We start from the raw sequence: 24,384 nt of genomic DNA on the forward strand, positions 1-24,384 counted from the left end.
GACTCAAGGGCTCTGCGGCACATGGCTGTACCGTTTATTAAAGGTGCAATGTTAACAGGCGCACCGCCGTGGGCTCCAGCAACTGGCCTTCTTCCAGCGGCAGACTGCGGATCAGGAAATCCAGAAAGGTTTTCACCTTCATCGCCTGGAACCGGCGTGACGGATAGACCGCATAGAACTCACTGATCGGCAGGTGCGCGTCGGGCAGCAGTTCGATCAGTTGACCACTCTGCACCATGGCCTCGCTGATCATCACCGGCAGACCGGCGATCCCCGCCCCGGCCAATGCCGCTTCACGGGCAAAGGTGATGTTGTTGCAGGACAGCACGCGCTGACAGGGGATGTTTGCGCCCAGCAGCGGCCAGTAACGCGGCGAGTCCTGCGGCAAGAGGATCGCGCGGTGGCCGACCAACTGCTCGACCGTCGCCGGCACGCCGTGGGCCGCCAGGTACGCGGGGCTGGCGCACAGGCGCCGGCCGCTGGCGAACAGTTTGCGCGCGATCAGCGTCGAGTCCTGCGGCTGGCCGAGCAAAATGGCGATATCCACGCCCTCTTCCACCGGGTCGACCTGCCGCGAGGTGATCTCGGCCTCTGCGGTAATTTGCGGGTACTGACGCATGAATGCACCCAGTACACGGCCAAGGAACAGTTGGCCGAATTCGATCGGCGCGGTGATTCGCAGCAAACCGGAGGGTTCCTGCTGCAGCTGCATGACCGCCTGCTCGGCCTCGGCGAAATCCAGCATGATCTGCCGGCAACGCTCGTAATAGGCCTGGCCGACCTCGGTCAGGCGCAATTTACGCGTGGTGCGGTTCAGCAAGCGCACGCCGAGGCGCTCCTCCAGCAAGGCGATGCGGCGGCTGACCGTGGACTTCTGCATCCCCAACCCCAGAGCGGCCTGGGTGAAACTGTGGCACTCCACCACCCGGGTAAAGATCAGCGCATCATCCAGCCCCATTATTGTTCCCCATAAGCAACAAAGTTTATGAATTGTATCGACTACTTACCCAGAGGGAACACTGTTAGATTTGCTTACACTTTGCCCGCATTTCGAGCACACGCATGCCTGCCCAACTGCAACGCCGCCTATATACCTTTCTTGCCGCACTCAGCCTGATCGGGCTCGCCTTCTTCGCCCACTGGATCTTCATCGGTCGGTTTATCGAAAGCACCGACAACGCCTATGTGCAGGGCGAAATCACGCGCATCTCCAGCCAGCTAAGCGCGCGCATCGAAAAAGTTCGGGTGCATGACAATCAGCATGTGCAACAAGGCGAGCTGCTGGCGGTTCTGGAAGCCGATGACTTTCGTCTCGCCGTCGAACGCGCACGCGCCAACCTGGCAACCCGCGAAGCCGAACTGACCCAGGCACAAAGCAAGCTGACCCAGCAAGCCAGCATGATTGCCGCCAGCCAGGCCGACGTCACGGCCAGCCAGGCGACCCTTGGGCGCACCCAGATCGACCTGTCCCGCGCCCAGACCCTGCGCAAACCCGGCTACGTCTCCGAGGAGCGCGTCACCACCCTGGCCGCCGACAGCCGCGTGGCCCACTCGCTGTTGAGCAAGGCTGAGGCCGACCTGCAAGCGCAACGCCAGCAGGTCAACTCGCTCAACGCCGAGCTCAAGCGCCTCGATGCGCAGATCACCAATGCCCGCGCCGAACTCGCCCAGGCCGAGCTGAACCTCAGCCGCACCGAAATCCGCGCCCCCATCAGCGGCCTGGTCGGCCAGCGCGCCGCGCGCACCGGGCAGTACGTGCAACTGGGTGCCTACCTGATGTCGCTGGTGCCGGACGAAGACATCTGGATCCAGGCCAACTTCAAGGAAACCCAGATCGGCCCGATGCAGGTCGGGCAAACGGCTGAACTGCTGTTCGACGCCTACCCGGACACACCGATCGAAGGCCAGGTCGAAAGCCTGTTCGCCGCCTCGGGCGCGCAGTTCAGCCTGCTGCCGCCCGACAATGCCACCGGCAACTTCACCAAGGTGGTGCAACGCATTCCGGTGAAGCTGACCTTTGCCGCCGATAACCCGCTGAAGGGCAAGATCCGCCCCGGCATGTCGGTCACCGTCAAAGTCGACATCAAGGCCGCCGCCAGTGGCAGCTGATGAACTGATCCGCCCGACCGGCGAGCCAAGCCGGCGCGACTGGATCGCGGTGATGAGCGCCATGCTCGGCGCCTTCATGGCGGTACTGGATATCCAGATCACCAACTCATCGCTCAAGGACATCCAAGGCGCGCTCTCCGCCACCCTGGAAGAAGGCTCGTGGATTTCCACCTCCTACCTGGTGGCCGAGATCATCATGATCCCGCTCACCGCCTGGCTGGTGCAGTTGCTGTCGGCCCGGCGCCTGGCGGTGTATGTCTCCATCGGTTTCCTGATCGCCTCCCTGCTCTGCTCGATGGCCTGGAGCCTGGAGAGCATGATCGTGTTCCGCGCCATGCAGGGCTTTACCGGCGGCGCGCTGATCCCGCTGGCATTCACCCTGGTGCTGATCAAGCTACCGGAACACCACCGCGCCAAGGGCATGGCGCTGTTCGCCATGACCGCCACGTTCGCGCCCTCCATCGGCCCCACGCTTGGCGGCTGGCTGACGGAAAGCTTCGGCTGGGAATACATTTTCTACATCAACGTGCCGCCGGGTTTATTGATGATCGCCGGGCTGCTCTATGGCCTGGAAAAGAAGGCACCGCACTGGGAGCTGCTGAAAAGCACCGACTACGCCGGCATCCTCACGCTCGGGGTCGGCCTGGGCTGCCTGCAGGTGTTTCTCGAGGAAGGTCACCGCAAGGATTGGCTGGAGTCCAACCTGATCCTCAGCCTCGGCAGCATTGCCTCGATCAGCCTGGTCACCTTCGTAATCCTGCAACTGTCCAAGCCCAACGCGCTGATCAACCTGCGCATCCTCAGCAACCGCAACTTCGGCCTCTCGAGCATTTCCAGCCTGGGCATGGGCGTCGGCCTGTATGGCTCGATCTACCTGCTGCCGCTCTATCTGGCGCAGATCCAGGGCTACAACTCCATGCAGATCGGCGAGGTGATCATGTGGATGGGCATTCCGCAGCTGTTCCTGATTCCGTTCGTGCCCAAGCTGATGAAGATCATTTCGCCTAAATGGCTGTGCGCGCTGGGCTTCGGCCTGTTCGGCTTCGCCAGCTTTGCCTCGGGCGTGCTGAACCTGGATTTTGCCGGCCCGCAGTTCAACCAGATCCAACTGATCCGCGCCCTCGGCCAGCCGCTGATCATGGTCACCATCTCACTGATCGCCACCGCCTACATCCTGCCGCAGGATGCCGGCTCGGCCTCGAGCCTGTTCAACATCCTGCGCAACCTCGGTGGCGCCATCGGCATCGCGCTGCTGGCAACGCTGTTGGACAGCCGCGCCAAGATCTACTTCGACTACCTGCGCGAAGCCATAGTGCCGAGCAACCCGCAGGTGGCCGAACGCCTGACCTTGCTGACCGAGAAACTCGGCAACGAACAGGCGGCACTGGGCAAACTGAGCGAGATCGCCCACCAGCAGGCGATGATCATGGCCTACAATGACGCCTTCCATTTCGTCGGCATCGCGCTGGGCGTCAGCATGCTCGCCGTGCTGCTGACCCGTTCGCTGCCAGCTGGCGTCCAAGGCGGCGCGGCTCACTAAGCGCATTCCGGCGCATGCCGGCATGCGTCATTCCAGGCTCCCCATGTCCGTAACCGCACACCGCGCCCGCTCGCTACTGCTGATTGGCGCGTTCGCCGCCATCTATATCGGCTGGGGTACCACGTACCTGGCCAACCATTTCCTGCTGCGCGAACTGCCCCCCTTCGTGATCGCCACCTTGCGCTTCTTCTTCGCCGGCAGCCTGGCCTTGGCCTGGGTACTGCTCAGCGGCCAGGCACGGATGCAGCGCAGCGACTGGGGCGGAGCCTTGATTGGCGGCCTGTTGCTGATCACGGTCGGCCAGGGCGCCTTGCTTTACGCCAACCAGTACCTGCCCACCGGCCTGCTGGCGATGCTCTACACCAGCCTGCCACTCTGGAGCGTGGCGCTGGAGTGGCTGCTCGGCGAGCGCCCGCCGCTCTGGGTGCTCTGCGGCCTTGCGCTGGCCTCGGGCGGCATCGTGTTGCTGATGAACAATGGCCTGGGCAGTACCGCAACCGCACAACAGTGGTTCGCCGGCAGCCTGGTGGTGATCGCCACGCTACTGTGGGCCATCGGCGCCTGGTGGCTGCGCAGCCGCCCGTCGTTCCGCTCCAACTGGCTGGGCATGAGCCTGCAAATGCTGATCGGCGCAGTGCTGCTGGCGTTGTTCGGCCTGTGGCGCGGCGAGTGGCAGGGCATGCGGTTCGCCGAACTCAGCCAGCAGGGCTGGCTGTGGCTGGCGTATCTGGTGGTGCCGGTCAGCCTCGGCGTCTATCCGGCGTATTTCTGGCTGTTGCGCGAAGTGCGGCCAAGCCTGGTGTCGACCTTTGCCTTCGTCAATCCGCTGATTGCCCTGGTGCTGGGCTATCTGCTGCTGGATGAGAGCCTGAGCCTAACCACTCTGCTGGCGTGCCTGGTAACGCTTGGCGGGGTGATGCTGATCATTTTCGGGCGGCGCTGACGCAAAAACACCCCGTAGGAGCGGGCCATGCCCGCGAAACACACTCGACATCCGCTCAGCGCCTATCGCGGCCATGGAGCGCTCCTACAAAAACGGTGTAGCCCTCCCCTCAGGCCAGGAACCTGGTAAAACTCGGATCACACCTGCAACAGACGCTCGCGCAACTTCTGGATCTCGTCGCGCATTTGCGCCGCGGCCTCGAACTCCAGGTCGCGCGCCAGTTGGTACATCTTTTCCTCGAGCTGGCGAATGCGCTTGCTGATTTCGCTCGGCGAGCGCAGTTCGTTTTCGTAGCGGGCGCTCTCTTCCGCCGCCTTCGCCATGCCCTTGCGCTTGGTGCTGCGCGAGCCGGGAACGTTGGCGCCTTCGAGGATGTCCTGAACATCCTTCTTGACGCCTCGGGGCGTGATCCCGTGCAACTCGTTGTGGGCGATCTGCTTGTTGCGCCGCCGCTCGGTCTCGCCCATCGCCCGCTCCATTGAGCCGGTGATGCGGTCGGCATAGAGAATCGCCCGACCATTGAGGTTACGGGCGGCGCGGCCAATCGTCTGGATCAACGAACGCTCGGAACGGAGGAAGCCTTCTTTGTCCGCATCGAGGATCGCGACCAGCGACACCTCGGGCATATCCAGGCCTTCACGCAGCAGGTTGATGCCCACCAGCACATCGAAGGCGCCGATGCGCAGGTCGCGGATGATCTCCACGCGCTCGACGGTATCGATGTCCGAATGCAGGTAGCGCACGCGCACACCGTGATCGGCCAGGTAGTCGGTCAAATCCTCGGCCATGCGCTTGGTCAACGTGGTCACCAGCACCCGCTCTTCAATGGCCACACGCTTTTTGATCTCCGAAAGCAAGTCATCCACCTGGGTGGTGGCTGGGCGCACTTCGATCTGCGGGTCGACCAGGCCCGTGGGCCGCACCACTTGCTCGATCACACGGCCGGCGTGCTCGGCCTCATAGTTGCCCGGCGTCGCGGAAACGAAGATGGTTTGCGGGCTGATCGCCTCCCACTCATCGAAACGCATCGGCCGGTTGTCCAGCGCCGAGGGCAGGCGGAAGCCGTACTCGACCAGCGTTTCCTTGCGCGAACGGTCGCCCTTATACATGGCGCCAACTTGCGGCACGCTGACGTGGGATTCGTCGATCACCAGCAGCGCGTTATCCGGCAGGTAGTCATACAAGGTCGGTGGCGCCTCGCCAGAACCACGGCCGGAGAGGTAGCGGGAGTAGTTTTCGATGCCGTTGCAGTAGCCCAGCTCGAGGATCATCTCCAGATCGAAACGGGTGCGCTGCTCCAGACGCTGCGCCTCCACCAGTTTATTGGTGCTGCGCAGGTATTCCAGGCGCTCCTTGAGCTCCACCTTGATATGTTCCACCGCTTCCAGCAGCTTCTCCCGCGGCGTTACGTAATGGCTTTTGGGGTAAAGGGTGTAGCGCGGCAACTTGCGCAGCACCTCGCCGGTCAACGGATCGAACGCGGCAATGTTTTCCACCTCGTCGTCGAACAGCTCGATGCGAATGGCCTCCAGGTCCGATTCGGCCGGGAATACATCGATCACATCGCCGCGCACCCGGAAGGTCGCACGGGCGAAGTCCATGTCATTGCGGGTGTACTGCAGGTCGGCCAGGCGCCGCAGCAGTGCGCGCTGGTCCATTTTGTCGCCGCGATCGATGTGCAGCACCATCTTCAGGTACGACTCGGGGTCGCCCAAACCGTAGATGCACGACACCGTGGTGACGATGATGGCGTCCGGCCGCTCCAGCAGCGCCTTGGTCGCCGAGAGGCGCATCTGCTCGATGTGGTCGTTGATCGAGGCGTCCTTCTCGATAAAGGTATCGGAGGACGGCACGTAGGCTTCCGGCTGGTAGTAGTCGTAATAGGAAACGAAGTACTCCACCGAATTGTTCGGGAAGAAGCTCTTGAACTCGCCATAGAGCTGCGCCGCCAGGGTTTTATTCGGCGCCAGCACCAGGGTCGGGCGCTGCACCTGGGCGATCACATTGGCGATGCTGAAGGTCTTGCCGGAGCCGGTCACGCCCAGCAGGGTCTGGTGCGAAAGCCCAGCCTCCAGGCCCTCCACCATCTGTCGAATCGCCTCAGGCTGATCACCGGCCGGCTGAAAACGGGTCACGAGTTGAAACAGCGACATAACTACCTCGACAAACGGCTGTGACGCAGCCGCAGAGCCTGCGTCAAACCTGGCGAAAAGCGTGCATGCGATATCGCCGCACACAACCTTGGCCGCTATAATAGCGGCCGACTTACGCAACCCCCTAGCATCAGTCGTCGCGGGGTGTTGCCTGGCCTCCCATCCTCCTCTTCGAGCTGCCGCATCATGAGTTTGTTCTCTGCCGTAGAAATGGCTCCGCGCGACCCCATCCTTGGCCTGAATGAAGCGTTCAACGCCGACACCCGCACGACCAAGGTCAACCTGGGCGTAGGCGTTTACTGCAACGAAGAGGGCCGAATTCCGCTGCTGCGCGCAGTGGCCGAAGCCGAACAAGCTCGCATCGCGGCCCATGCACCGCGCGGCTACCTGCCGATCGAAGGCATTGCCGCCTACGACCAGGCGGTGCAGAAACTGATCTTCGGTGCCGATTCCAGCCTGCTGGCCGAAGGCCGTGTGGTCACCACCCAGGCCCTCGGCGGTACCGGCGCACTGAAAATCGGCGCCGACTTCCTCAAACGCCTGCTGCCTAACGCAGTAGTCACCATCAGCGACCCGAGCTGGGAAAACCACCGCGCGCTGTTCGAATCCGCCGGCTTCCCGGTGCAGAACTATCGCTACTACGACGCCGGCAGCCACGGCGTCAACCGTGCCGGCCTGCTGGAAGACCTCAAGGCCCTGCCGCCCCGCTCGATCGTGGTGCTGCACGCCTGCTGCCACAACCCGACCGGCGTCGACCTGACACCAGAAGACTGGCACAACATTCTCGAAGTACTGAAGGAGCGGGAGCATGTGCCGTTCCTCGACATCGCCTACCAGGGCTTTGGCGATGGCATCGAAGAAGACGCCGCCGCCGTGCGCCTGTTTGCCCAGTCAGGGCTGACCTTCTTCGTCTCCAGCTCCTTCTCCAAGTCGTTCTCGCTGTATGGCGAGCGGGTTGGCGCACTGTCGATCGTCACCGAGTCGAAAGAACAGGCAGCCAAGGTGCTTTCCCAAGTCAAACGGGTGATCCGCACCAACTACTCCAACCCGCCGACCCATGGCGCCACAGTCGTTGCCGCCATCCTCAACAGCCCGGAACTGCGCAGCCTCTGGGAAGATGAGCTGGGTGAAATGCGCACGCGCATTCGCACCATGCGGGTGGCCATGGTCGAGCAACTGGCCGCCCAGGGCACTAAACGCGACTTCAGCTTCGTCGCCCGCCAGCGTGGCATGTTCTCCTACTCCGGCCTGACCGCCGAGCAAGTCGAGCGCCTGAAGAACGAGTTCGGCATCTACGCCGTCAGCACCGGTCGCATTTGCGTTGCCGCGCTGAACAACGGCAACCTGCAGGCCGTCACCAGCGCCATTGCCAAGGTTATCTGAAAGCCTGAGGGGAAGCGTGCGAAAGCTTGACTTCCCCTTTTTAATCAGTAGGATACGCATCGTTGTTCCGCGATAGCTCAGTTGGTAGAGCAAGTGACTGTTAATCACTGGGTCCCTGGTTCGAGTCCAGGTCGTGGAGCCAAATTCAAAACCCAGCCAATGGCTGGGTTTTTTTATGCGTACCAGAAAACAAGAAGGCCGATCATCGATCGGCCCGGGTTGCGTCACATCGCGTCAATGCACCTCGCCTCTTACTTGAGGCTCAACTTGTCGCGATTCTTCTCCAACGTTGCCGCACCAATCCCTTTCACCTCCAGCAACTCATCGACCGAAGTGAATGGACCATTGGTTTCGCGGTGCGCGACGATGGCTTTGGCCTTGACCTCTCCAATGCCGATCAACTGACGCTGCAGCGTGTCAGCATCAGCCGTATTGAGATCGACCTTATCCACTTCGGCCGCCTGAGTGACAGCCGGCTTCGGCTTGCTCGCCTCCACCTTGGGAGGCTCGGCGGCAAAAGCGCTAATGGAGAGACTGGCGAGTACAGCAAACAAGAGGGAGTAAACATTTCCTTTAGACATAATGAAGCTCCATGTGTGTAGACATTGATGCGGTACTTCCATGCCCCGCGATTATCAAACTAGCTCCTGCCTAACACTTGTCAAATCCCGTCTGGAAAAGGCCGTAGCTGGCGCTGCTGATGAATCAAGTCGACTATCTCGCACTCCGGCATATAGCCACTGACCGTTTCCAGCAACAACTCGCGCACACGCAGGTAGTCGTCTTGCTCGACCGCCGCGAGCAGCGCCGTGAGCGCCCGTTTGAACGCCTCCCAGGGCAGGTGCTCCTCACTTGCGCGCATGATCATCGGATGCTCGGTCGGGCTGACATTATCGCCGATCAACAACTCCTCGTAGAGCTTCTCGCCAGGCCGCAGCCCGGTGAACTCAATGGTGATATCACCATTGGGGTTTTGTTCACTGCGCACCGCCAAGCCAGACAGGTGGACCATCTTCTCGGCCAGTTCGGCAATCTTCACCGGCTGCCCCATGTCCAGCACGAACACATCCCCGCCCCGCCCCATGGAACCGGCCTGGATCACTAACTGGGCGGCCTCGGGGATGGTCATGAAATACCGAGTGATATTCGGGTGCGTGACCGTGACCGGCCCACCCCGCTTGATCTGCTCACGAAATAGCGGAATCACCGAACCGGACGAGCCCAGTACGTTGCCGAAACGCACCATGGTGAAACGGGTTTTATTCGCCTGCTGCGCAGTGAACCTCTCCCCCAGCAACACTGGCGCCGGCTCACGACTGAGCGCCTGCAAGGTCATTTCAGCCAGCCGCTTGGTACTGCCCATGACATTGGTTGGCCGCACCGCCTTATCCGTGGAGATCAGCACGAAATGCTCGACACCCGCCTGCACCGCCGCCTGGGCAGTCTGCAAGGTGCCCAGCACATTGTTCAACACCCCTTCGGCAACGTTGTGCTCGACGATCGGTACATGCTTGTAAGCCGCCGCGTGATAGACAGTGTTGACACCCCAGGTATGCATGACGTCCAGCAAGCGCTCAGGATTGCGAATCGAGCCCAGGATGGGGACCAGTTTGAGCGGCAACGACTCGCACTGGATGTGCTGCTCCAACTCGGCTTGAATGCTGTAAAGGTTGTACTCACTGTGCTCGAACAAGACCAAGACAGCCGGCCCGCAGGACATAATCTGCCGGCATAGCTCAGAACCGATAGACCCTCCGGCCCCAGTAACCATAACCACCTGAGCACGAATGCAACGCTCGAACAGATCCTGGCGCGGCGGCACCGAATCCCGCCCTAGCAGGTCGGCGATATCCACTTCCTGCAGATCACTGACACTGACCCGACCGCTGGCCAGGTCCATGAAGCTCGGGACAGTACGAACATGTACTGGGTGACCTTCAAGCGAAGAAAGTATTTCTCTACGGCGCGCACGAGAGGCCGACGGGATGGCAAGAAGCACCTCCTGCGCTCCTGTCTGCTCGATCAAATTGGCAATATGTCCGGGTTTATAAACCTTTAGCCCTGCGATGGTTCTACCTGCAATGCCATCATCGTCATCGATAAAGGCCACCGGACGCATACCCTTGCCCATGTGCAAAGCACCAGCCAGTTGGTTGCCTGCAGCCCCAGCGCCATAGATAGCGACCCTTGGCAGGGAGTCATCAACCGCAAGAAAGGACATCGATTGAGTGAACAGACCGCCGCTAAAGTACTGGCGCATCAACAAGCGCAAGCCCGCGACCAGCGTCAGGACAAGCCACCAATAGATAATCACCACAGAACGCGGCATCAACTCATCCGGGCGCACCAGATAAATGATAACGGCAAAAAGCAAAGCGGAAAGACTGACGGCATTGAAGATGGTCAGAAGGGAATTGCTACCGAAATACCGCAAAACAGCGCGATAAAGACCAAAGCGGACAAACAACGGAATAGCGGTGAGAGGCGCAGCGAGGAACAGCCAGAGGTACTCACCCAGCGGGCTGACCAGTTGATCGCTACCCAAGCGGATGGCGAAAGCAAGCCAGAGCGAAATCCAGATCAGCAGAATATCGACAACAACTTGCAGCAAACGCTTTTTCTTCCGGGAAAGACCCAGAAGACTTTCACGCAAGCCGATAGATTCAGTACCCAAGGAAAACTCCCATCAACTTATCGCCCGCTCAGCGTTTTCATCGGATTTCCACTGCCCCGGCACGAAACCTGGCAGCCAAGAGCACGAGTGGGAGATAGGCGAGCAACAGGCCGAGCATGCCATCCAGACCGGCAAAACCAACCAGCAACGCCAAGGGTAACAGCCAGAAGAGGTTGATCAACGCAACGGCGCAAGTCACTGGCAAATGACGCCCGAACTGTCTCGCGGCGAATTGATAGGCATGGCTGCGATGCGCCTCGTATACCTTCTCGCCACGCAGCAGACGCCTGAGCAAGGTGAATGTGGCATCGACAATGAACACGCCCAACAAAATCAACCAGCTCCAGAAAAACTGTGGGTTTTCCCACGCCGCCTGCAAGGAAAAAACCCCCAGAACGATGCCTAAAAAACCACTGCCCGCATCCCCCATGAAAATCTTGGCAGGCGGGAAATTCCACAACAAAAACCCAACGACCGTTATAGCCAGAAGCACAAGAACCAAAGCGCCCTCAGGATCGCCAGCAAAACTCATCAGCAGCGCGCCACCCACGCAAACGCTTATAGCCTCAACACTGGCAATACCATCGATGCCATCCATGAAATTATAGAGATTCAGCAGCCACACAAGATAAACCGCCGCACCCAAATTCCCGACCCAGCCTAAATCGACGGTTACGCCAAACATCGCCAAAGGCGGCAGCCCATCAAGCCAGAAAAGCACCCAGGCCGCAGCGAGAAAGTGCCCCAGTAATCGCCAGCGCGCAGCGATATGTCCGTGATCATCCAAAAAACCAAGAAGCGCTATAGCTGCTCCAGCACCCATCAAGGAGAAAAAGAAGCTGATCGACTCAACATGACCGGTAGCAAATAGAAAGACGAGCCCAAGCAGAAACGAAATGACAATCGCAACCCCACCACCACGCGGGGTCGGCACAGAATGCGAACTTCGCGCACCAGGGAGATCAATGATGCTGTGGGCCAGTGCATACTGACGCAGAACAAATGTCAGACCCACCGACACAATAAAAACCGAGAAGAAAAACAACCAAGCACTCATCCGTCCAACCGCCCCATAAAATATTCTGCTGTCTCTGCCAGAGCGGCGTCGATGCTCAGGGGCGGCGTCCAACCCAGCAAGGTACGAGTCTTGCTGATGTCCACCTGCAAGGATCCGCACAAGCGAGCGCCGAGATCCTTTCTACCGATGACCACAAAGGCCAAGTCGAGAAGAACACCGGGAACTGGAAGCAGTCTGGACTTTACGCCTAACGCCTTGGATATCCGCCGCAATAGATCGCTGGTCGAAATACTCTCACCGTCACTCACAAGAAAAACCTGATTGGCCGCAGCCGGATGCTCAAGGCAGAGGGCAATCAGATCAACCAGATTGCCAAGAGCAACAAGACTTCTACTGTTGTGAATAGCGCCGAATGGCAAAGGAATCCCCCTGTAAATCCAGCGAATCATACTCAGGAAGTTAGCTTTGACCCCAGGCCCATATACCAAAGGCGGCCTTATGATCACAACCTCAAGGCCCGATTCTTTCGTCAAGTTCAGCAAAGCGCGCTCCGCCTCAAGCTTAGATCGCCCATAGGCATCCAAAGGACGACAATCATCCTCGGCGGTGAAGGGCTGCCCGGGCTTGGTGAACTCGCCATTCACCTTGATCGAACTGAGGAAAATGAACCTCTTGACTCCCGCGGCAACGCACTGGCGCGCCAAATTGAGTGTTGCATCCCTGTTGATGCGCAAAAACTCCGCATAAGGATCAGCAGACGATTCATTCATCACATGAACACGTGCTGCGGTATGCACGACCACCGATACACCATGCAGGGCAACAGACCAGTCCGTTGCTCCATCAATATTTCCAACAGCCACCTCTGCCTGCGAAACTGCACGAGCAGAGCGCACCGCTTTGCGCACACGCCATCCGCCACCCGAAAGGTTCTCGACCAACGCCGAGCCGATAAAGCCATTAGCGCCTGTAACCAAACAAAGATCAGACATTGCTCTCTCGCTTTCGAGGTGGCGTCACGCCAGCAAAGTACAGCCTTGAAAAATACCTAAGCATGCTAGTGAGATACCAATAGAAATGCCGGGAAAACACATTTCTGTTTTGATAGCCACCAAGATGAAACGCCTTAACACTCGGCAGCAACTTGACTCGATAGTTAAACTTACGCCAAATCCGCAAGCAGATATCGCAATCTTCAAAATACATGAAAAAGCGACTATCGAAACCACCTACGCCTCTGAAAATACCAACCGAAAATATCAAAAAAGCACCGGAAGCCCAATCATGAAATGACTCACGCGGCTCTGGAGTCGAAACCCGTGGATTCGGTTTGTAAAATGCGGGTGAAAAATAATCGGAAATATGCATAAAGCGCCTAACTGAAGGAGCCGGAACACTCAACTCCTTATCAGAATAAAGGCTGACCGAATAAACACCAACAGGGCAGGAACTCAAGGATTCAAAGAGATTTTGAAGCCCAGCAGTTGATAAATCGATATCCGGATTACAACAAATAAAGAAGTCGGAATCCGTTGGCGAAAAATGTTTTTCGACATACGAATATGCCAGGTTATTATTTTCTCCAAAACCGCGCGCATCGCCAGCCTGAAAAATATAAATAAATCCACGCACACAGCAAAACTCCGCGAGCCGTGGCTCTCCCAGATTATCGACAATAATAATCTGAAGGTATGGCGAGACCGAAACCTCACTGAGCCAACGCGCAGCCAACAGCATATCGACATGCCCGTGAGAAACAATCGAGAAAAATACTCTTGGCGTACAAGGCTTAGAATATGACATAAAATACTAATGCATCCAAAAATCGATCACGCATTAAATAACTGCAAGTGCCAGAGCCAAAACAACCACTCATGATTAAAAAACCCACCTAACACTTAGAGCGCTAAAATGCTTACCGCCCCACGCTCAAAAGTTTAGCCAATATTCTAGAGCGACGGACAATCGCTACAAAAACAGAAGCATAACTAACATCAGCATCAACAGCTTTAGCCTGCCGGACAATTTGCCAACAAGCTTTAATAGTAATATTCAAATTAAAAACCCTTTCTACAAATGAAAAAGAATCTTTAGACTTTGCACCAATAGCATTCGATGAATGTTGACGATACTGAATCAGGGGGTCAGGAACAAATGAAACAACCCCCCCCGACTGTAGAACCTTACAACCCACCCACCAGTCATGCATAATAGCCGAGCCCGCCATAGGAATAGAAACCAGCAAGGCGGCTCTATTAATCATAACAGTACAACCTGTAATATTATTCCGAGCCATCAGAGCAAGTAGATTTCCACTCTCTCGCGACAGGCCTTGATAATCAAACATTGAATAACTTATTACCTCAAGCGCCTGATCGACCACCATCAAATCAGTATGCACAAGAACCGGAACCCCTGGGAACTTCCCTTCTTCGTTCCTCATCCTCAAAAGAGTAAGCTCTATTTTATTCTCAACCCACACATCATCCTGATCACAAAACATCACGTAGGGCGCATCTGAAAAGCCCATCAAATGATGGAAGTTATCCTTGGCGTTACCAAATTTAACTCCATCATCAATGATTTTTATTCTTTCCGGATAATCTGACTGGTACTTTTTTAAAATCTGAACAGTTTCATCTGTCGATCCATCATCATGAACTACAACCCGCCAACTCTTGCTGGTTTGCGCCAACAAAGAATCTAACTGCTCGGAAATATATTTCTCACCATTAAATGTAGCAAGCAGAATATCTATCTCAACCATAACGAGATTCCAAAACAAATAACCACCGCACCCGAACATCAGAATATCTAACAGCACCATCGACTGAAAGACAATTTACAGAGCTCAAAAAACAACCTTTACTGGCATCGCTGCCGCACAAGGGCGCCCTACGCAAAAAACCTGCAAAGGCAAAGGCAGCACACTGAAAGCATTCATACAACACCGTAGCACCACACAATATCAATCATGAGCACCCCTTTTACATACACCGGATACTTTAAATATCAGGGAAGAACATTTTCCTCATCCATGACTAAAACAACATGAGCAAAGCATATCACCGAAAATAGAAAATTTAAGCACCTGTTTTTGATGGGCGCACAGCTCTGAAAGTTATAAATTCCCTGATCCCCGGCGTTGCCTTTGCCTTCTGCTCTGCAATATCAAGCATAGAGCGAGGAATCTGTATATCGCCGTCCAAGCCTGTCATTCCCCGAGCAACCCTCTCACTCTCCAAAAAAATAGGCTCACACAAAGCTCTATAAGGAACATCTTCAACCTTTACAAACCCTACTTTCCCGAACAAATCAGATAGCGCCTTTCGACTAAAGACTGCAAGATGCCTGGGCGGTTCCAACCCTCTCCAATTTTCTTTATAAAGATGATGACCTTGGGCAGCTATATTGGGTGTATCCACCCATACCCGCCCCCCCTCGACTAGAAGATTAAAGCATTGCTCCAGCATCTCAGCAGGGTTATGGACATGTTCAATCACATGACTAAGCGTTATTAAATCAAATTTTTCAGTCTTGATATCTATCGTTTCCAGCCCCCCCAACCGGACATCGGCACCATGGGAGCGTGCAACCTCAACCGCTACTGGATCAAAGTCAACCCCAACTACCTGCCAACCGGCCTCACGAGCAAGAAACAGAAAGTCGCCATTACCACACCCGACATCCAGCAACCTTCCGCCAGTTTTGAGCTTCGGTAGATGACGATAGGCCATTTCAAAGTGTCTTTTTACGGCTGGCATCAAGCTGACTAAAGGCCAGCCAATTACAGTTGAAGGCGAAAGCCTCGTTCCGAACCTCTTATTTCGGTATCCGTTTACTAAACTACGCCGAAGATAAGCGCTAATCCCCTCAGGTTTTACTTGGGCGCCGGATGAGGATGAATGCGTAAAATAACTCGTATATGCCTGAGAAATCGTTGCTTCATTTGGCCGCGGATCAAGATAGCCAGACTCACAAGAAAGACACTTGTACATGGTCCAAAGACCAGGCGCACAATTAAAAATTCGATCAGAAAGTTCTTTATGCAAAACTTCTCTATGCACCCCACCACAGACCGGACACTTTCCTAAGTATTCGAGACCTTCTTCAGGCCACTCACCAAGAACACTGACACTCATAAAAACCTCAGCCTATCGCTATAATCAAAAGCTTTGCAGAGACAAAAAAAACACTAGACTCTTGCGCTTCGCAAAAAAGCCGATCTAATCGAAAACGGCGCCTGCCACCAAGACCATATAAATATCACTAGCAGATGAAAAGCCACAAGAAAAAACCAACCCATACCTCTACCGGTATAAAGATTTGAAATCAAAAATATTGAAGACAGAAGCAATACCGGGATAATCAGCACCTTAAGCGTTTCCCGAAAAGCCCCAGCCAATTTTGCCAACAATGCAAAATCAATCAATACACGCATTGCAAACGCCAATGCCGCACCACTCATCCCCCAAAGCTTCAGCCCCGCATACAGCATGAGAGAATACGGAATCAACTCCGCCAAGTGGCATTTAGCAACTAAATCTGGCCGCCCCCTCGCCTGCAGTTGCGCAAGCGGTATAAGCGCAAAACCATTAAACCAGAAAGCCAGTAAAATAATCTGACCGACAAAAGCAGACCGCTCCGCAAAATCAGGCGTAATCCAATACGACAAGAATGGTTTCATGATCAGGATGCCTACTGCTACTAATGGTGTCATTACGACCACAATAGACCGAAGCCCTTCGTGAGCTAAACGCAACTCTTCCTCTCGGCTGACCAATGCGAAACGCGGGAACAGGGTAGTCACGAGCGCGCTCGCAATGACCGTACTACGCTCCCCCAATTGAAAAGGGACCGTATAATAGCTAACAGCCTTCGCCCCGGAGAGCGCACCAATGATGAAGCGATCGAGCACAACCATCATTGGACCTACAAACGAAGATACGGTTATCCACCCCCCAAACCTGACCAACTGCCCAACCTGTGAGCGGTCGAATAAAACAGGGCAGCCACCAAAAACATAGCGACTGCAACAGCCGAATAGAAAAAGCAGCGTAATCAGGCGTGAGAACTGTACAACTGGAAGGATAACCGACAACTCGACACTATAAAATACAGCGACAATTAACGGTAATAATTGAAAAAGCAACGTTCCTACTATTGATATAATATTTAGTTCAAAGAAACGCTCTCGCCCCTGAAGCGCCCCAGTCAGCACGCCTGTAAGCGTCGCCATGGGTACCGCGATCACCAACCAGGGCACGGCAGCCACTACCTCGGCGCGCAACGCATCCTCAACCTTGAACACATTGCCAAAAAAATATATCGCCGCAGGCCAGATCAACAGACCACCAATGATGCCCAAACCGGCATTCAGACTGAGAGCAGTCCAGAATATTCGGGCTCGATCTTCCGCAGCGCTATCTTTCAGCGCAGCAATACGCTGCGCTGTTGCGCGTCCCAGCCCAAGATCAAATAGACCAAAATACCCAAGTAGAAGCCAAGCAATGGCTAAGACGCCATAGCGCGCTTCGCCCATAAACTCGAGATAGGTCGGCACAGTAAGCAGGGATACAGCTAGCGGCACCCCCGCGCCTAAAAGGTTATAAAGTGTATTTCGACGTATGCTCATGACTTACTCTAAAAATAACTCCCAGCAAGAAGCTACACTTCCCATATGCATCATTGATAATCAGCCCACTGCCAAAACCCATGCAATACCTAGACTCACTATCGATAAATCCTTATCAAAACACTGAAACCGTCTTGCATAGAGTTATCCGTTTACTTTAACCATCTATCAAGAAGTAACTAAATTTTGAATATTTTTATTACCTGCCCCGCGAAAGAACGAAAACAAATGACAGGAAGGTAAAGCCCTTTAGTATAAGCAATGAAATTTTACAAGCCGACCTCCGCCCCCAAAAATCTACTCGATCAGGATGGGAAAAGGAGATTTTAGACAGCTCGGCATCGAGAGGGGGGATATTTTGCCATGATACAAGCCAGAGTTCGGAAAAATCTTAGAAGCCCCCACATGCGGCCAGCAGCAACCGAGAACGCCCCTATCCCATAGGGCCTCTGCCGTGCCCAGAGAGCATTAAGATTTCTGAATGAAGGCGCATCACAGCGGAATAAAGATGCACTGCTAATGATGGAAGGGCTTTGAACCGAGCAGAAGCAACTATGAACGCGCAAGGCTCATGCTAGTTAGTCCTGCAATAGTCCCTGCCAGCAGGGCGTACATACCCGAAGCGCTATTCATCCTCATTCACCCGATCCCGCAGCTCCTTGCCCGGCTTGAAATGCGGTACGAATTTGCCATCCAGGCGCACCGACTGCCCTGTCTTCGGGTTGCGGCCCACGCGGGGGGCGCGGAAGTGCAGGGAAAAGCTGCCGAAGCCACGGATCTCGATGCGATCGCCCGTCGCGAGAGCCTGGGACATTTGTTCCAGCATGGTTTTGATCGCCAGCTCCACATCCTTGGGTGAAAGGAGCCCCTGATGGGTGACGATGCGTTCGATCAACTCCGACTTGGTCATGGTTTTCCCTTCGTTTTCAAGCGACTAGATCAGCTCTAAGAAGGTTTTAGCATGGCCACCGGGTTTTGAACAGCCCCCAAACCACTGCAGGCCATTGATATAGAAACAAAAAAGGGCGACCGAAGTCGCCCTTTTTGATGGTCAATCAGAACTTAGTTCTGGTTTTCCATTTGCGCACGAATCAGGTCACCGATGGTGGTCGGGCCAGTGCTTTCGCTAGGCTCTTGCTTACGCAGGTCCTTGATAGCTTCTTTCTCGTCGTCTACGTCTTTCGACTTGACCGACAAGCTGATTACGCGGCTCTTGCGGTCGACGCTGATGATCTTAGCTTCGACTTCTTCGCCTTCTTTCAACACGTTGCGCGCATCTTCAACGCGGTCACGGCTGATTTCGGAGGCTTTCAGTACAGCTTCGATGCCTTCGGCCAGGGTGATCACAGCGCCTTTAGCGTCAACTTCTTTAACGATGCCGCGCACGATGGTGCCTTTATCGTTAACGGACACGTAGTTGGAGAACGGATCGTCTTCCAGCTGCTTGATGCCCAGGGAGATGCGCTCACGCTCCGGATCAACCGACAGGATCACGGTGTCCAGCTCGTCGCCTTTCTTGAAGCGGCGTACAGCTTCTTCGCCTACTTCGTTCCAGGAGATGTCGGACAGGTGAACGAGGCCGTCGATGCCGCCATCCAGACCAATGAAGATACCGAAATCGGTGATCGACTTGATGGTGCCGGAGATTTTATCGCCCTTGTTGAACTGACCGGAGAAATCTTCCCACGGGTTGGTTTTGCACTGCTTGATGCCGAGGGAGATACGACGACGCTCTTCGTCGATATCCAGAACCATGACTTCCACTTCGTCGCCAACCTGTACGACTTTGGACGGGTGGATGTTCTTGTTGGTCCAATCCATCTCGGACACGTGCACCAGGCCTTCCACGCCTTCTTCCAGCTCTGCGAAGCAGCCGTAGTCGGTCAGGTTGGTTACACGCGCGGTAACGCGGGTGCTTTCCGGGTAGCGAGCCTTGATAGCAACCCATGGGTCTTCGCCCAGTTGCTTCAGACCCAGGGAAACACGATTGCGCTCGCGATCGTACTTCAGGACTTTTACATCGATCTCATCGCCAACGTTGACGATTTCCGACGGATGCTTGATGCGCTTCCAAGCCATGTCGGTGATGTGCAGCAGGCCATCGACGCCACCCAGATCGACGAATGCGCCGTAATCCGTGAGGTTCTTGACGATACCCTTGACTTGCTGACCTTCCTGCAGGGATTCCAGCAGAGCTTCGCGCTCGGCGCTGTTCTCGGCTTCCAATACGCTGCGGCGGGAAACGACAACGTTGTTGCGCTTCTGGTCGAGCTTGATAACTTTGAACTCGAGCTCTTTGCCTTCCAGGTGCGTGGTATCGCGCACTGGGCGAACGTCGACCAAAGAACCTGGCAGGAACGCACGGATGCCGTTAACGTCGACTGTGAAGCCGCCTTTAACCTTACCGTTGATAACGCCCTTAACCACTTCTTCAGCTGCGAAAGCCGCTTCCAGAACGATCCAGCACTCGGCACGCTTGGCTTTTTCGCGGGACAGTTTGGTTTCGCCAAAGCCGTCTTCGACCGCGTCCAGCGCAACGTGAACTTCGTCACCGACCTTGATAGTCAGCTCGCCAGCGTCGTTGTAGAACTGCTCGAGCGGGATGACGCCCTCGGATTTCAGGCCGGCGTGGACAGTCACCCAGTCGCCGTCGATGTCGACAACGATACCGGTGATGATGGCGCCTGGCTGAAGATTGAGGGTCTTTAGGCTTTCTTCAAAGAGTTCTGCAAAGCTTTCGCTCATGTTGATTCCTGATTGATCTAGGGCGAAAAATACGCCCAGCTTCCACATCCCAGACAATGTGGGTTTCGTTTATTTAAAAGCCGGCTGCGGGATTAAGACTGGATTCCCACCTGCCTGCTTGGTCATCCGGCGAGGTCGCGATTGGCGACTTCACTCAGAATGCGCTCCAGCACCTGTTCGATCGAGAGCTCCGTGGAGTCCAGCTGAATGGCGTCAGGCGCCGGTTTCAGCGGTGCTACCGCGCGTTGCGTGTCACGCTCATCACGCGCACGAATCTCGTCTAGCAGACTCGCAAGATTAACATCATCACCCTTGGCCTTCAACTGTAAGTAGCGGCGACGGGCACGCTCCTCGGCGCTGGCGGTCAGGAAGATTTTCAGCGGTGCTTCGGGGAAAACCACGGTACCCATATCGCGCCCATCCGCCACCAGGCCCGGCGCTTCGAGAAACGCGCGCTGGCGCTGCAGCAGGGCATCACGGACCGCCGGCAAGGCCGCGACCTGGGAAGCACCGGCACCCACCTGCTCATTGCGGATGGCGTCGGTCACCTCCTCGCCTTCGAGAATGATGCGCTGCGGCTGACCATTGGTCGCCGCAATGAACTGCACATCCAGATGAGCGGCAAGCACCTTCATCGACTCTTCGTTGGTCAGGTCGACGCCATGGTTACGCGCCGCGAATGCCAACAACCGATAGAGTGCGCCGGAATCCAGTAGGCTCCAGCCCAGTTTCTTCGCCAGCAGACCTGCAATCGTGCCCTTGCCGGAACCGCTCGGCCCGTCAATCGCAATTACCGGAGCCTGAGCAGTCATGATTTAGCCTCTTCACTCACACGAATTCCGACTTGCGCGGCCAAGCCGAGGAAGTTCGGGAAGGAGGTCGCGACGTTGGCGCAATCGTGGATGCGGATCGGGGCGGTCGCCCGCAACGATGCCACGCTGAAAGACATGGCAATCCGGTGATCGCCATGGCTGTGCACCTCGCCACCGCCAATGGCGCCCCCATCGATGATGATGCCGTCGGCCGTAGGCTCGACCTTGACGCCCAGCGCCAGCAGGCCGTCGGCCATGACCTGGATCCGGTCGGATTCCTTCACCCGCAGCTCTTCGGCGCCACGCAGCACGGTGCGGCCGGAAGCCACGGACGCGGCGACGAACAACACCGGAAATTCATCAATAGCCAGCGGCACCAGATGCTCGGGGATATCGATACCCTTGAGCTTGGCCGAGCGCACGCGCAGATCCGCCACCGGCTCGCCACCGACTTCACGCTGATTCTCCAGACTGATGTCCGCCCCCATCAGGCGCAGAATATCGATCACGCCAGTGCGCGTCGGGTTGATACCGACGTGCTCCAGCAGCAGCTCGGAGTCTTCGGCGATGCTGCCGGCGACCAGGAAGAAGGCCGCCGAGGAGATATCCGCCGGCACTTCGATATGGGTCGCGGTCAGGCTGTGGCCAGACTCGACGGTCGCCGTGCTGCCATCGACCGCAACCGGGTAGCCGAAGCCACGCAGCATGCGCTCGGTATGGTCACGGGTCGGTGCCGGCTCGGTCACCGCCGTCTTACCGGACGCGTAGAGACCCGCCAGCAACAGGCAGGATTTGACCTGAGCGCTGGCCATGGGCATCTCATAGTTCATGCCAGACAGGCGCTGACCGCCACGAATGGTCATTGGCGGGCGACCTTCCGCCGCAGTCTCGATCACCGCCCCCATCTCGCGCAGCGGTTTGGCCACGCGGTTCATCGGCCGCTTGGACAGCGAGGCATCGCCGGTCAGGGTGGTATCGAAAGGCTGTGCCGCCAACAGGCCGGAGAGCAGGCGCATCGAGGTGCCCGAGTTACCCAGGTAGATCGGGCCAGGTGGCGCTTTCAAGCCATGCAGGCCAACCCCATGAATGGTCACGCGACCATGGTGCGGGCCTTCGATGACCACACCCATGTCGCGGAACGCCTGCAAGGTCGCCAGTGCGTCTTCACCCTCAAGGAAACCCTCGACCTCGGTCGTGCCTTCGGCCAGGGAGCCGAGCATGATCGAGCGGTGAGAGATGGATTTGTCGCCCGGTACGCGAATCCGCCCAGACAGGCGACCACCAGGATTGGCCAGGAAAATCAGGTCGTTGGTGTTCATAGCATCCACATAGGCCCGACGGGCCAGAATTTTGCTGAAATGCTCGCGGGCCACCCGAGCGCGCGTGAACACGCCCAGGAGTTGATGCCCATCCCCTGCATCGACCGCGTCGCGCAAGGCGTCGAGGTCACTGCGAAATGCATCCAGCGTGCGCAATACCGCCTCGCGATTGGCGAGGAAGATGTCATGCCACATCACTGGGTCGCTGCCGGCGATCCGTGTGAAATCACGGAAACCGCCCGCGGCGTATCGAAAAATCTCTAAGTTCTCGCTGCGCTTGGCCAGCGAATCCACCAGACCGAAGGCCAGCAGATGCGGCAGGTGACTGGTAGCCGCCAGCACCTCATCGTGATGCTCGACCGCCATGTGCTCGACATCCGCACCCAGCTCGCGCCAGAGCCGATCGACCAGCGCCAGCGCGGCGGCATCGGTCCGCTCCAGCGGCGTCAGAATCACTTTGTGGCGACGGAACAGCCCGGCATTCGAGGCCTCCACCCCGCTCTCTTCGGAGCCCGCAATCGGGTGACCCGGAACAAAGCGCGGCGGCAACCCACCAAAGGCCAGACGCGCGGCGCGCACCACATTGCCTTTGGCGCTGCCGACATCCGTCAGCACCGCGTCACCCAGATCGAGTTTGGCCAGCTCGGCCAACAGCTTCTCCATGGCCAGAATAGGCACCGCCAGCTGAATCACATCGGCCCCCTGACAGGCGGCAGCGAGCTGTTCTTCGCAGCGATCGACCACCCCCAACTCGACCGCCAGGCGTCGTGACTGCGGATCGAGATCGACTCCTACCACTTCGCGGCAGAGCCCGCTCTCGCGCAAACCCTTGGCAAAGGAACCGCCGATCAGGCCGAGCCCCACCACCACCAGGCGGCCGATCATAGGCCCGGCCTGTTGCACAGGCGTGACATTAGACACTTGCCAGCACCTTGCGCAGCGCTTCGAGGAAGCGAGTGTTTTCCGCCGGCAGACCAATGGAAATGCGCAGGTAAGTCGGCATACCGTAATTGGCCACCGGCCGCACGATCACTCCTTCATGCAGCAGCGCCTGAAACAGCGGCGCCGACTCGCGACCGAGATCGACAGCGATGAAGTTGCCCTTGGATGGAATCCAGCTCAACCCCAACTGACGAAAACCCTCTTCCAGTTGCGCCATGCCGGCATCGTTGAGCTGGCGGCTGTGCGCCAGGTATTCGGCATCCTCCAGCGCCGCACAGGCCGCAGCCAGAGCCAGGCTGTTGACGTTGAAGGGCTGGCGCACGCGATTGAGCACATCGGCGATCACCGCCGAAGACAGCGCATAGCCGACACGCAACGCCGCCAAGCCATAAGCCTTGGAGAAGGTACGGGAAATCAGCAGATTGGCGTGACCGGCCAGATAGTCGAGGCCATTGGGCAGTTCTTCGCCTTCAGCGTACTCGATATAGGCCTCATCCAGCACCACCAGCACATGCCCGGGCACACGCGCCAGAAAGTCGGCCAGCGCAGCCGGGCCGAACCAGGTGCCGGTCGGGTTGTTCGGATTGGCGATAAAGACCACCCGGGTATTGGCATCGATCGCCGCCAGCATGGCCTCGAGATCGTGCCCCCAGTCCTTGGCCGGCACCACGCGCCCCTCCGCCCCCACCGCCTGAGTAGCGATGGGATAAACGGCAAAGGCGTGCTGGCTGAACACGGCATTCAGCCCCGGCGCCAAGTAAGCGCGGGCGACCAGCTCAAGAATGTCGTTGGACCCATTGCCCAGAGTGACCTGCTTGACCTGCACGCCACAACGGGCGGCCAGCAGGCCTTTCAGCGCAAAACCATTGCCATCCGGGTAACGGGTCAGCTCGGCCACCGCCTCACGGATCGCCGCCAGGGCTTTCGGGCCGGGGCCAAGCGGATTTTCGTTGCTGGCCAGTTTGACGATGCTGGCCGGATCGAGATCCAGCTCACGGGCCAGTTCGTCGACCGGCTTGCCCGGCACGTAAGGCGAAAGTTTCTGCACGCCAGGCTGGGCCAGGGCGAGGAAGTCGCTACTCATGGGCTCTCCTCAGAGAATCGCTTTCAG

General features: G+C 57.0%; 19 protein-coding genes and 1 tRNA gene. 5 read left to right on the top strand and 15 right to left on the bottom strand.

From position 1 onward, the window contains the following. Positions 1-37 precede the first annotated feature (37 nt). Positions 38-958 (bottom strand): LysR family transcriptional regulator, encoded by a 921-nt coding sequence (locus AC3IYG_RS15280; protein ID WP_489309766.1) that lies wholly within the window; start codon positions 956-958, stop codon positions 38-40. Between the two features lie 104 nt (positions 959-1,062). On the opposite strand from AC3IYG_RS15280, the gene AC3IYG_RS15285 reads away from it, so the two are divergent. From AC3IYG_RS15285 to AC3IYG_RS15295, 3 genes are read left to right on the top strand one after another with little or no spacing between them, the layout of a single operon-like run. Continuing rightward, positions 1,063-2,109 (top strand): HlyD family secretion protein, encoded by a 1,047-nt coding sequence (locus AC3IYG_RS15285; RefSeq protein ID WP_489309768.1) that lies wholly within the window; start codon positions 1,063-1,065, stop codon positions 2,107-2,109. Then, entirely contained in the window at positions 2,099-3,649 is a 1,551-nt protein-coding gene (locus AC3IYG_RS15290) for an MDR family MFS transporter (protein WP_489309769.1), read from the top strand. The genes AC3IYG_RS15285 and AC3IYG_RS15290 overlap by 11 nt, the downstream gene beginning before the upstream one ends. 43 nt (positions 3,650-3,692) lie before the next feature. Continuing rightward, positions 3,693-4,592 carry an EamA family transporter gene (locus AC3IYG_RS15295; RefSeq protein ID WP_489309771.1) on the top strand — a complete coding sequence of 300 codons (900 nt, stop codon included), beginning with the start codon at positions 3,693-3,695 and terminating at the stop codon, positions 4,590-4,592. Positions 4,593-4,729: 137 nt separating this feature from the next. Here AC3IYG_RS15295 and uvrB read toward each other — a convergent pair whose 3' ends face one another. Continuing rightward, the gene (gene uvrB / locus AC3IYG_RS15300) at positions 4,730-6,745 is read right to left on the bottom strand and encodes an excinuclease ABC subunit UvrB (RefSeq protein ID WP_489309773.1); all 2,016 of its coding nucleotides are present in this window, start codon (positions 6,743-6,745) and stop codon (positions 4,730-4,732) included. 186 nt (positions 6,746-6,931) lie between these two features. Here uvrB and AC3IYG_RS15305 point away from each other — a divergent pair, with 186 nt between their 5' ends. Beyond that, positions 6,932-8,128 carry an amino acid aminotransferase gene (locus tag AC3IYG_RS15305; RefSeq protein ID WP_489309775.1) on the top strand — a complete coding sequence of 399 codons (1,197 nt, stop codon included), beginning with the start codon at positions 6,932-6,934 and terminating at the stop codon, positions 8,126-8,128. 66 nt (positions 8,129-8,194) lie between these two features. Continuing rightward, positions 8,195-8,270 (top strand) — tRNA-Asn (locus tag AC3IYG_RS15310). Between the two features lie 109 nt (positions 8,271-8,379). On the opposite strand, the gene AC3IYG_RS15315 is transcribed toward AC3IYG_RS15310, so the two are convergent. The 13 genes from AC3IYG_RS15315 to hisC form a co-directional block, all read right to left on the bottom strand. Next, positions 8,380-8,709, bottom strand: a complete 330-nt coding sequence (locus tag AC3IYG_RS15315) for a ComEA family DNA-binding protein (protein ID WP_489309777.1) — start codon at positions 8,707-8,709, stop codon at positions 8,380-8,382. 80 nt (positions 8,710-8,789) lie between these two features. Then, the gene (locus AC3IYG_RS15320; protein ID WP_489309778.1) at positions 8,790-10,802 is read right to left on the bottom strand and encodes a polysaccharide biosynthesis protein; all 2,013 of its coding nucleotides are present in this window, start codon (positions 10,800-10,802) and stop codon (positions 8,790-8,792) included. Positions 10,803-10,839: 37 nt separating this feature from the next. Beyond that, positions 10,840-11,859 (bottom strand): MraY family glycosyltransferase, encoded by a 1,020-nt coding sequence (locus AC3IYG_RS15325; RefSeq protein ID WP_489309780.1) that lies wholly within the window; start codon positions 11,857-11,859, stop codon positions 10,840-10,842. Further along, positions 11,856-12,812, bottom strand: a complete 957-nt coding sequence (locus tag AC3IYG_RS15330) for a UDP-glucose 4-epimerase family protein (RefSeq protein WP_489309781.1) — start codon at positions 12,810-12,812, stop codon at positions 11,856-11,858. The genes AC3IYG_RS15325 and AC3IYG_RS15330 overlap by 4 nt, the downstream gene beginning before the upstream one ends. Beyond that, a complete protein-coding gene (locus AC3IYG_RS15335) occupies positions 12,805-13,623 on the bottom strand; it encodes a glycosyltransferase family protein (RefSeq protein ID WP_489309783.1) in 819 nt (272 codons plus the stop codon). The genes AC3IYG_RS15330 and AC3IYG_RS15335 overlap by 8 nt, the downstream gene beginning before the upstream one ends. Before the next feature lie 112 nt (positions 13,624-13,735). Next, positions 13,736-14,587 (bottom strand): glycosyltransferase family 2 protein, encoded by an 852-nt coding sequence (locus AC3IYG_RS15340; protein WP_489309785.1) that lies wholly within the window; start codon positions 14,585-14,587, stop codon positions 13,736-13,738. Positions 14,588-14,903: 316 nt separating this feature from the next. Beyond that, a complete protein-coding gene (locus AC3IYG_RS15345; protein WP_489309787.1) occupies positions 14,904-15,962 on the bottom strand; it encodes a class I SAM-dependent methyltransferase in 1,059 nt (352 codons plus the stop codon). Between the two features lie 53 nt (positions 15,963-16,015). After that, entirely contained in the window at positions 16,016-17,455 is a 1,440-nt protein-coding gene (locus AC3IYG_RS15350) for a flippase (RefSeq protein WP_489309789.1), read from the bottom strand. A 625-nt stretch (positions 17,456-18,080) separates the two neighbouring features. Beyond that, positions 18,081-18,365, bottom strand: a complete 285-nt coding sequence (ihfB, locus tag AC3IYG_RS15355; protein ID WP_108098123.1) for an integration host factor subunit beta — start codon at positions 18,363-18,365, stop codon at positions 18,081-18,083. A 152-nt stretch (positions 18,366-18,517) separates the two neighbouring features. Continuing rightward, positions 18,518-20,200: a 30S ribosomal protein S1 gene (rpsA, locus tag AC3IYG_RS15360; protein ID WP_489309791.1), complete on the bottom strand. Its 1,683-nt coding sequence runs from the start codon at positions 20,198-20,200 to the stop codon at positions 18,518-18,520. A gap of 122 nt (positions 20,201-20,322) precedes the next feature. Continuing rightward, entirely contained in the window at positions 20,323-21,012 is a 690-nt protein-coding gene (gene cmk, locus AC3IYG_RS15365) for a (d)CMP kinase (protein WP_489309793.1), read from the bottom strand. Next, on the bottom strand, positions 21,009-23,216 hold the full coding sequence (locus AC3IYG_RS15370; protein ID WP_489313925.1) for a bifunctional prephenate dehydrogenase/3-phosphoshikimate 1-carboxyvinyltransferase: 2,208 nt from the start codon (positions 23,214-23,216) through the stop codon (positions 21,009-21,011). The genes cmk and AC3IYG_RS15370 overlap by 4 nt, the downstream gene beginning before the upstream one ends. Positions 23,217-23,244: 28 nt before the next feature. After that, entirely contained in the window at positions 23,245-24,357 is a 1,113-nt protein-coding gene (hisC, locus tag AC3IYG_RS15375; protein ID WP_489309795.1) for a histidinol-phosphate transaminase, read from the bottom strand. Positions 24,358-24,384: the final 27 nt, after the last annotated feature.

This window comes from Pseudomonas sp. KH_027, assembly GCF_057838565.1.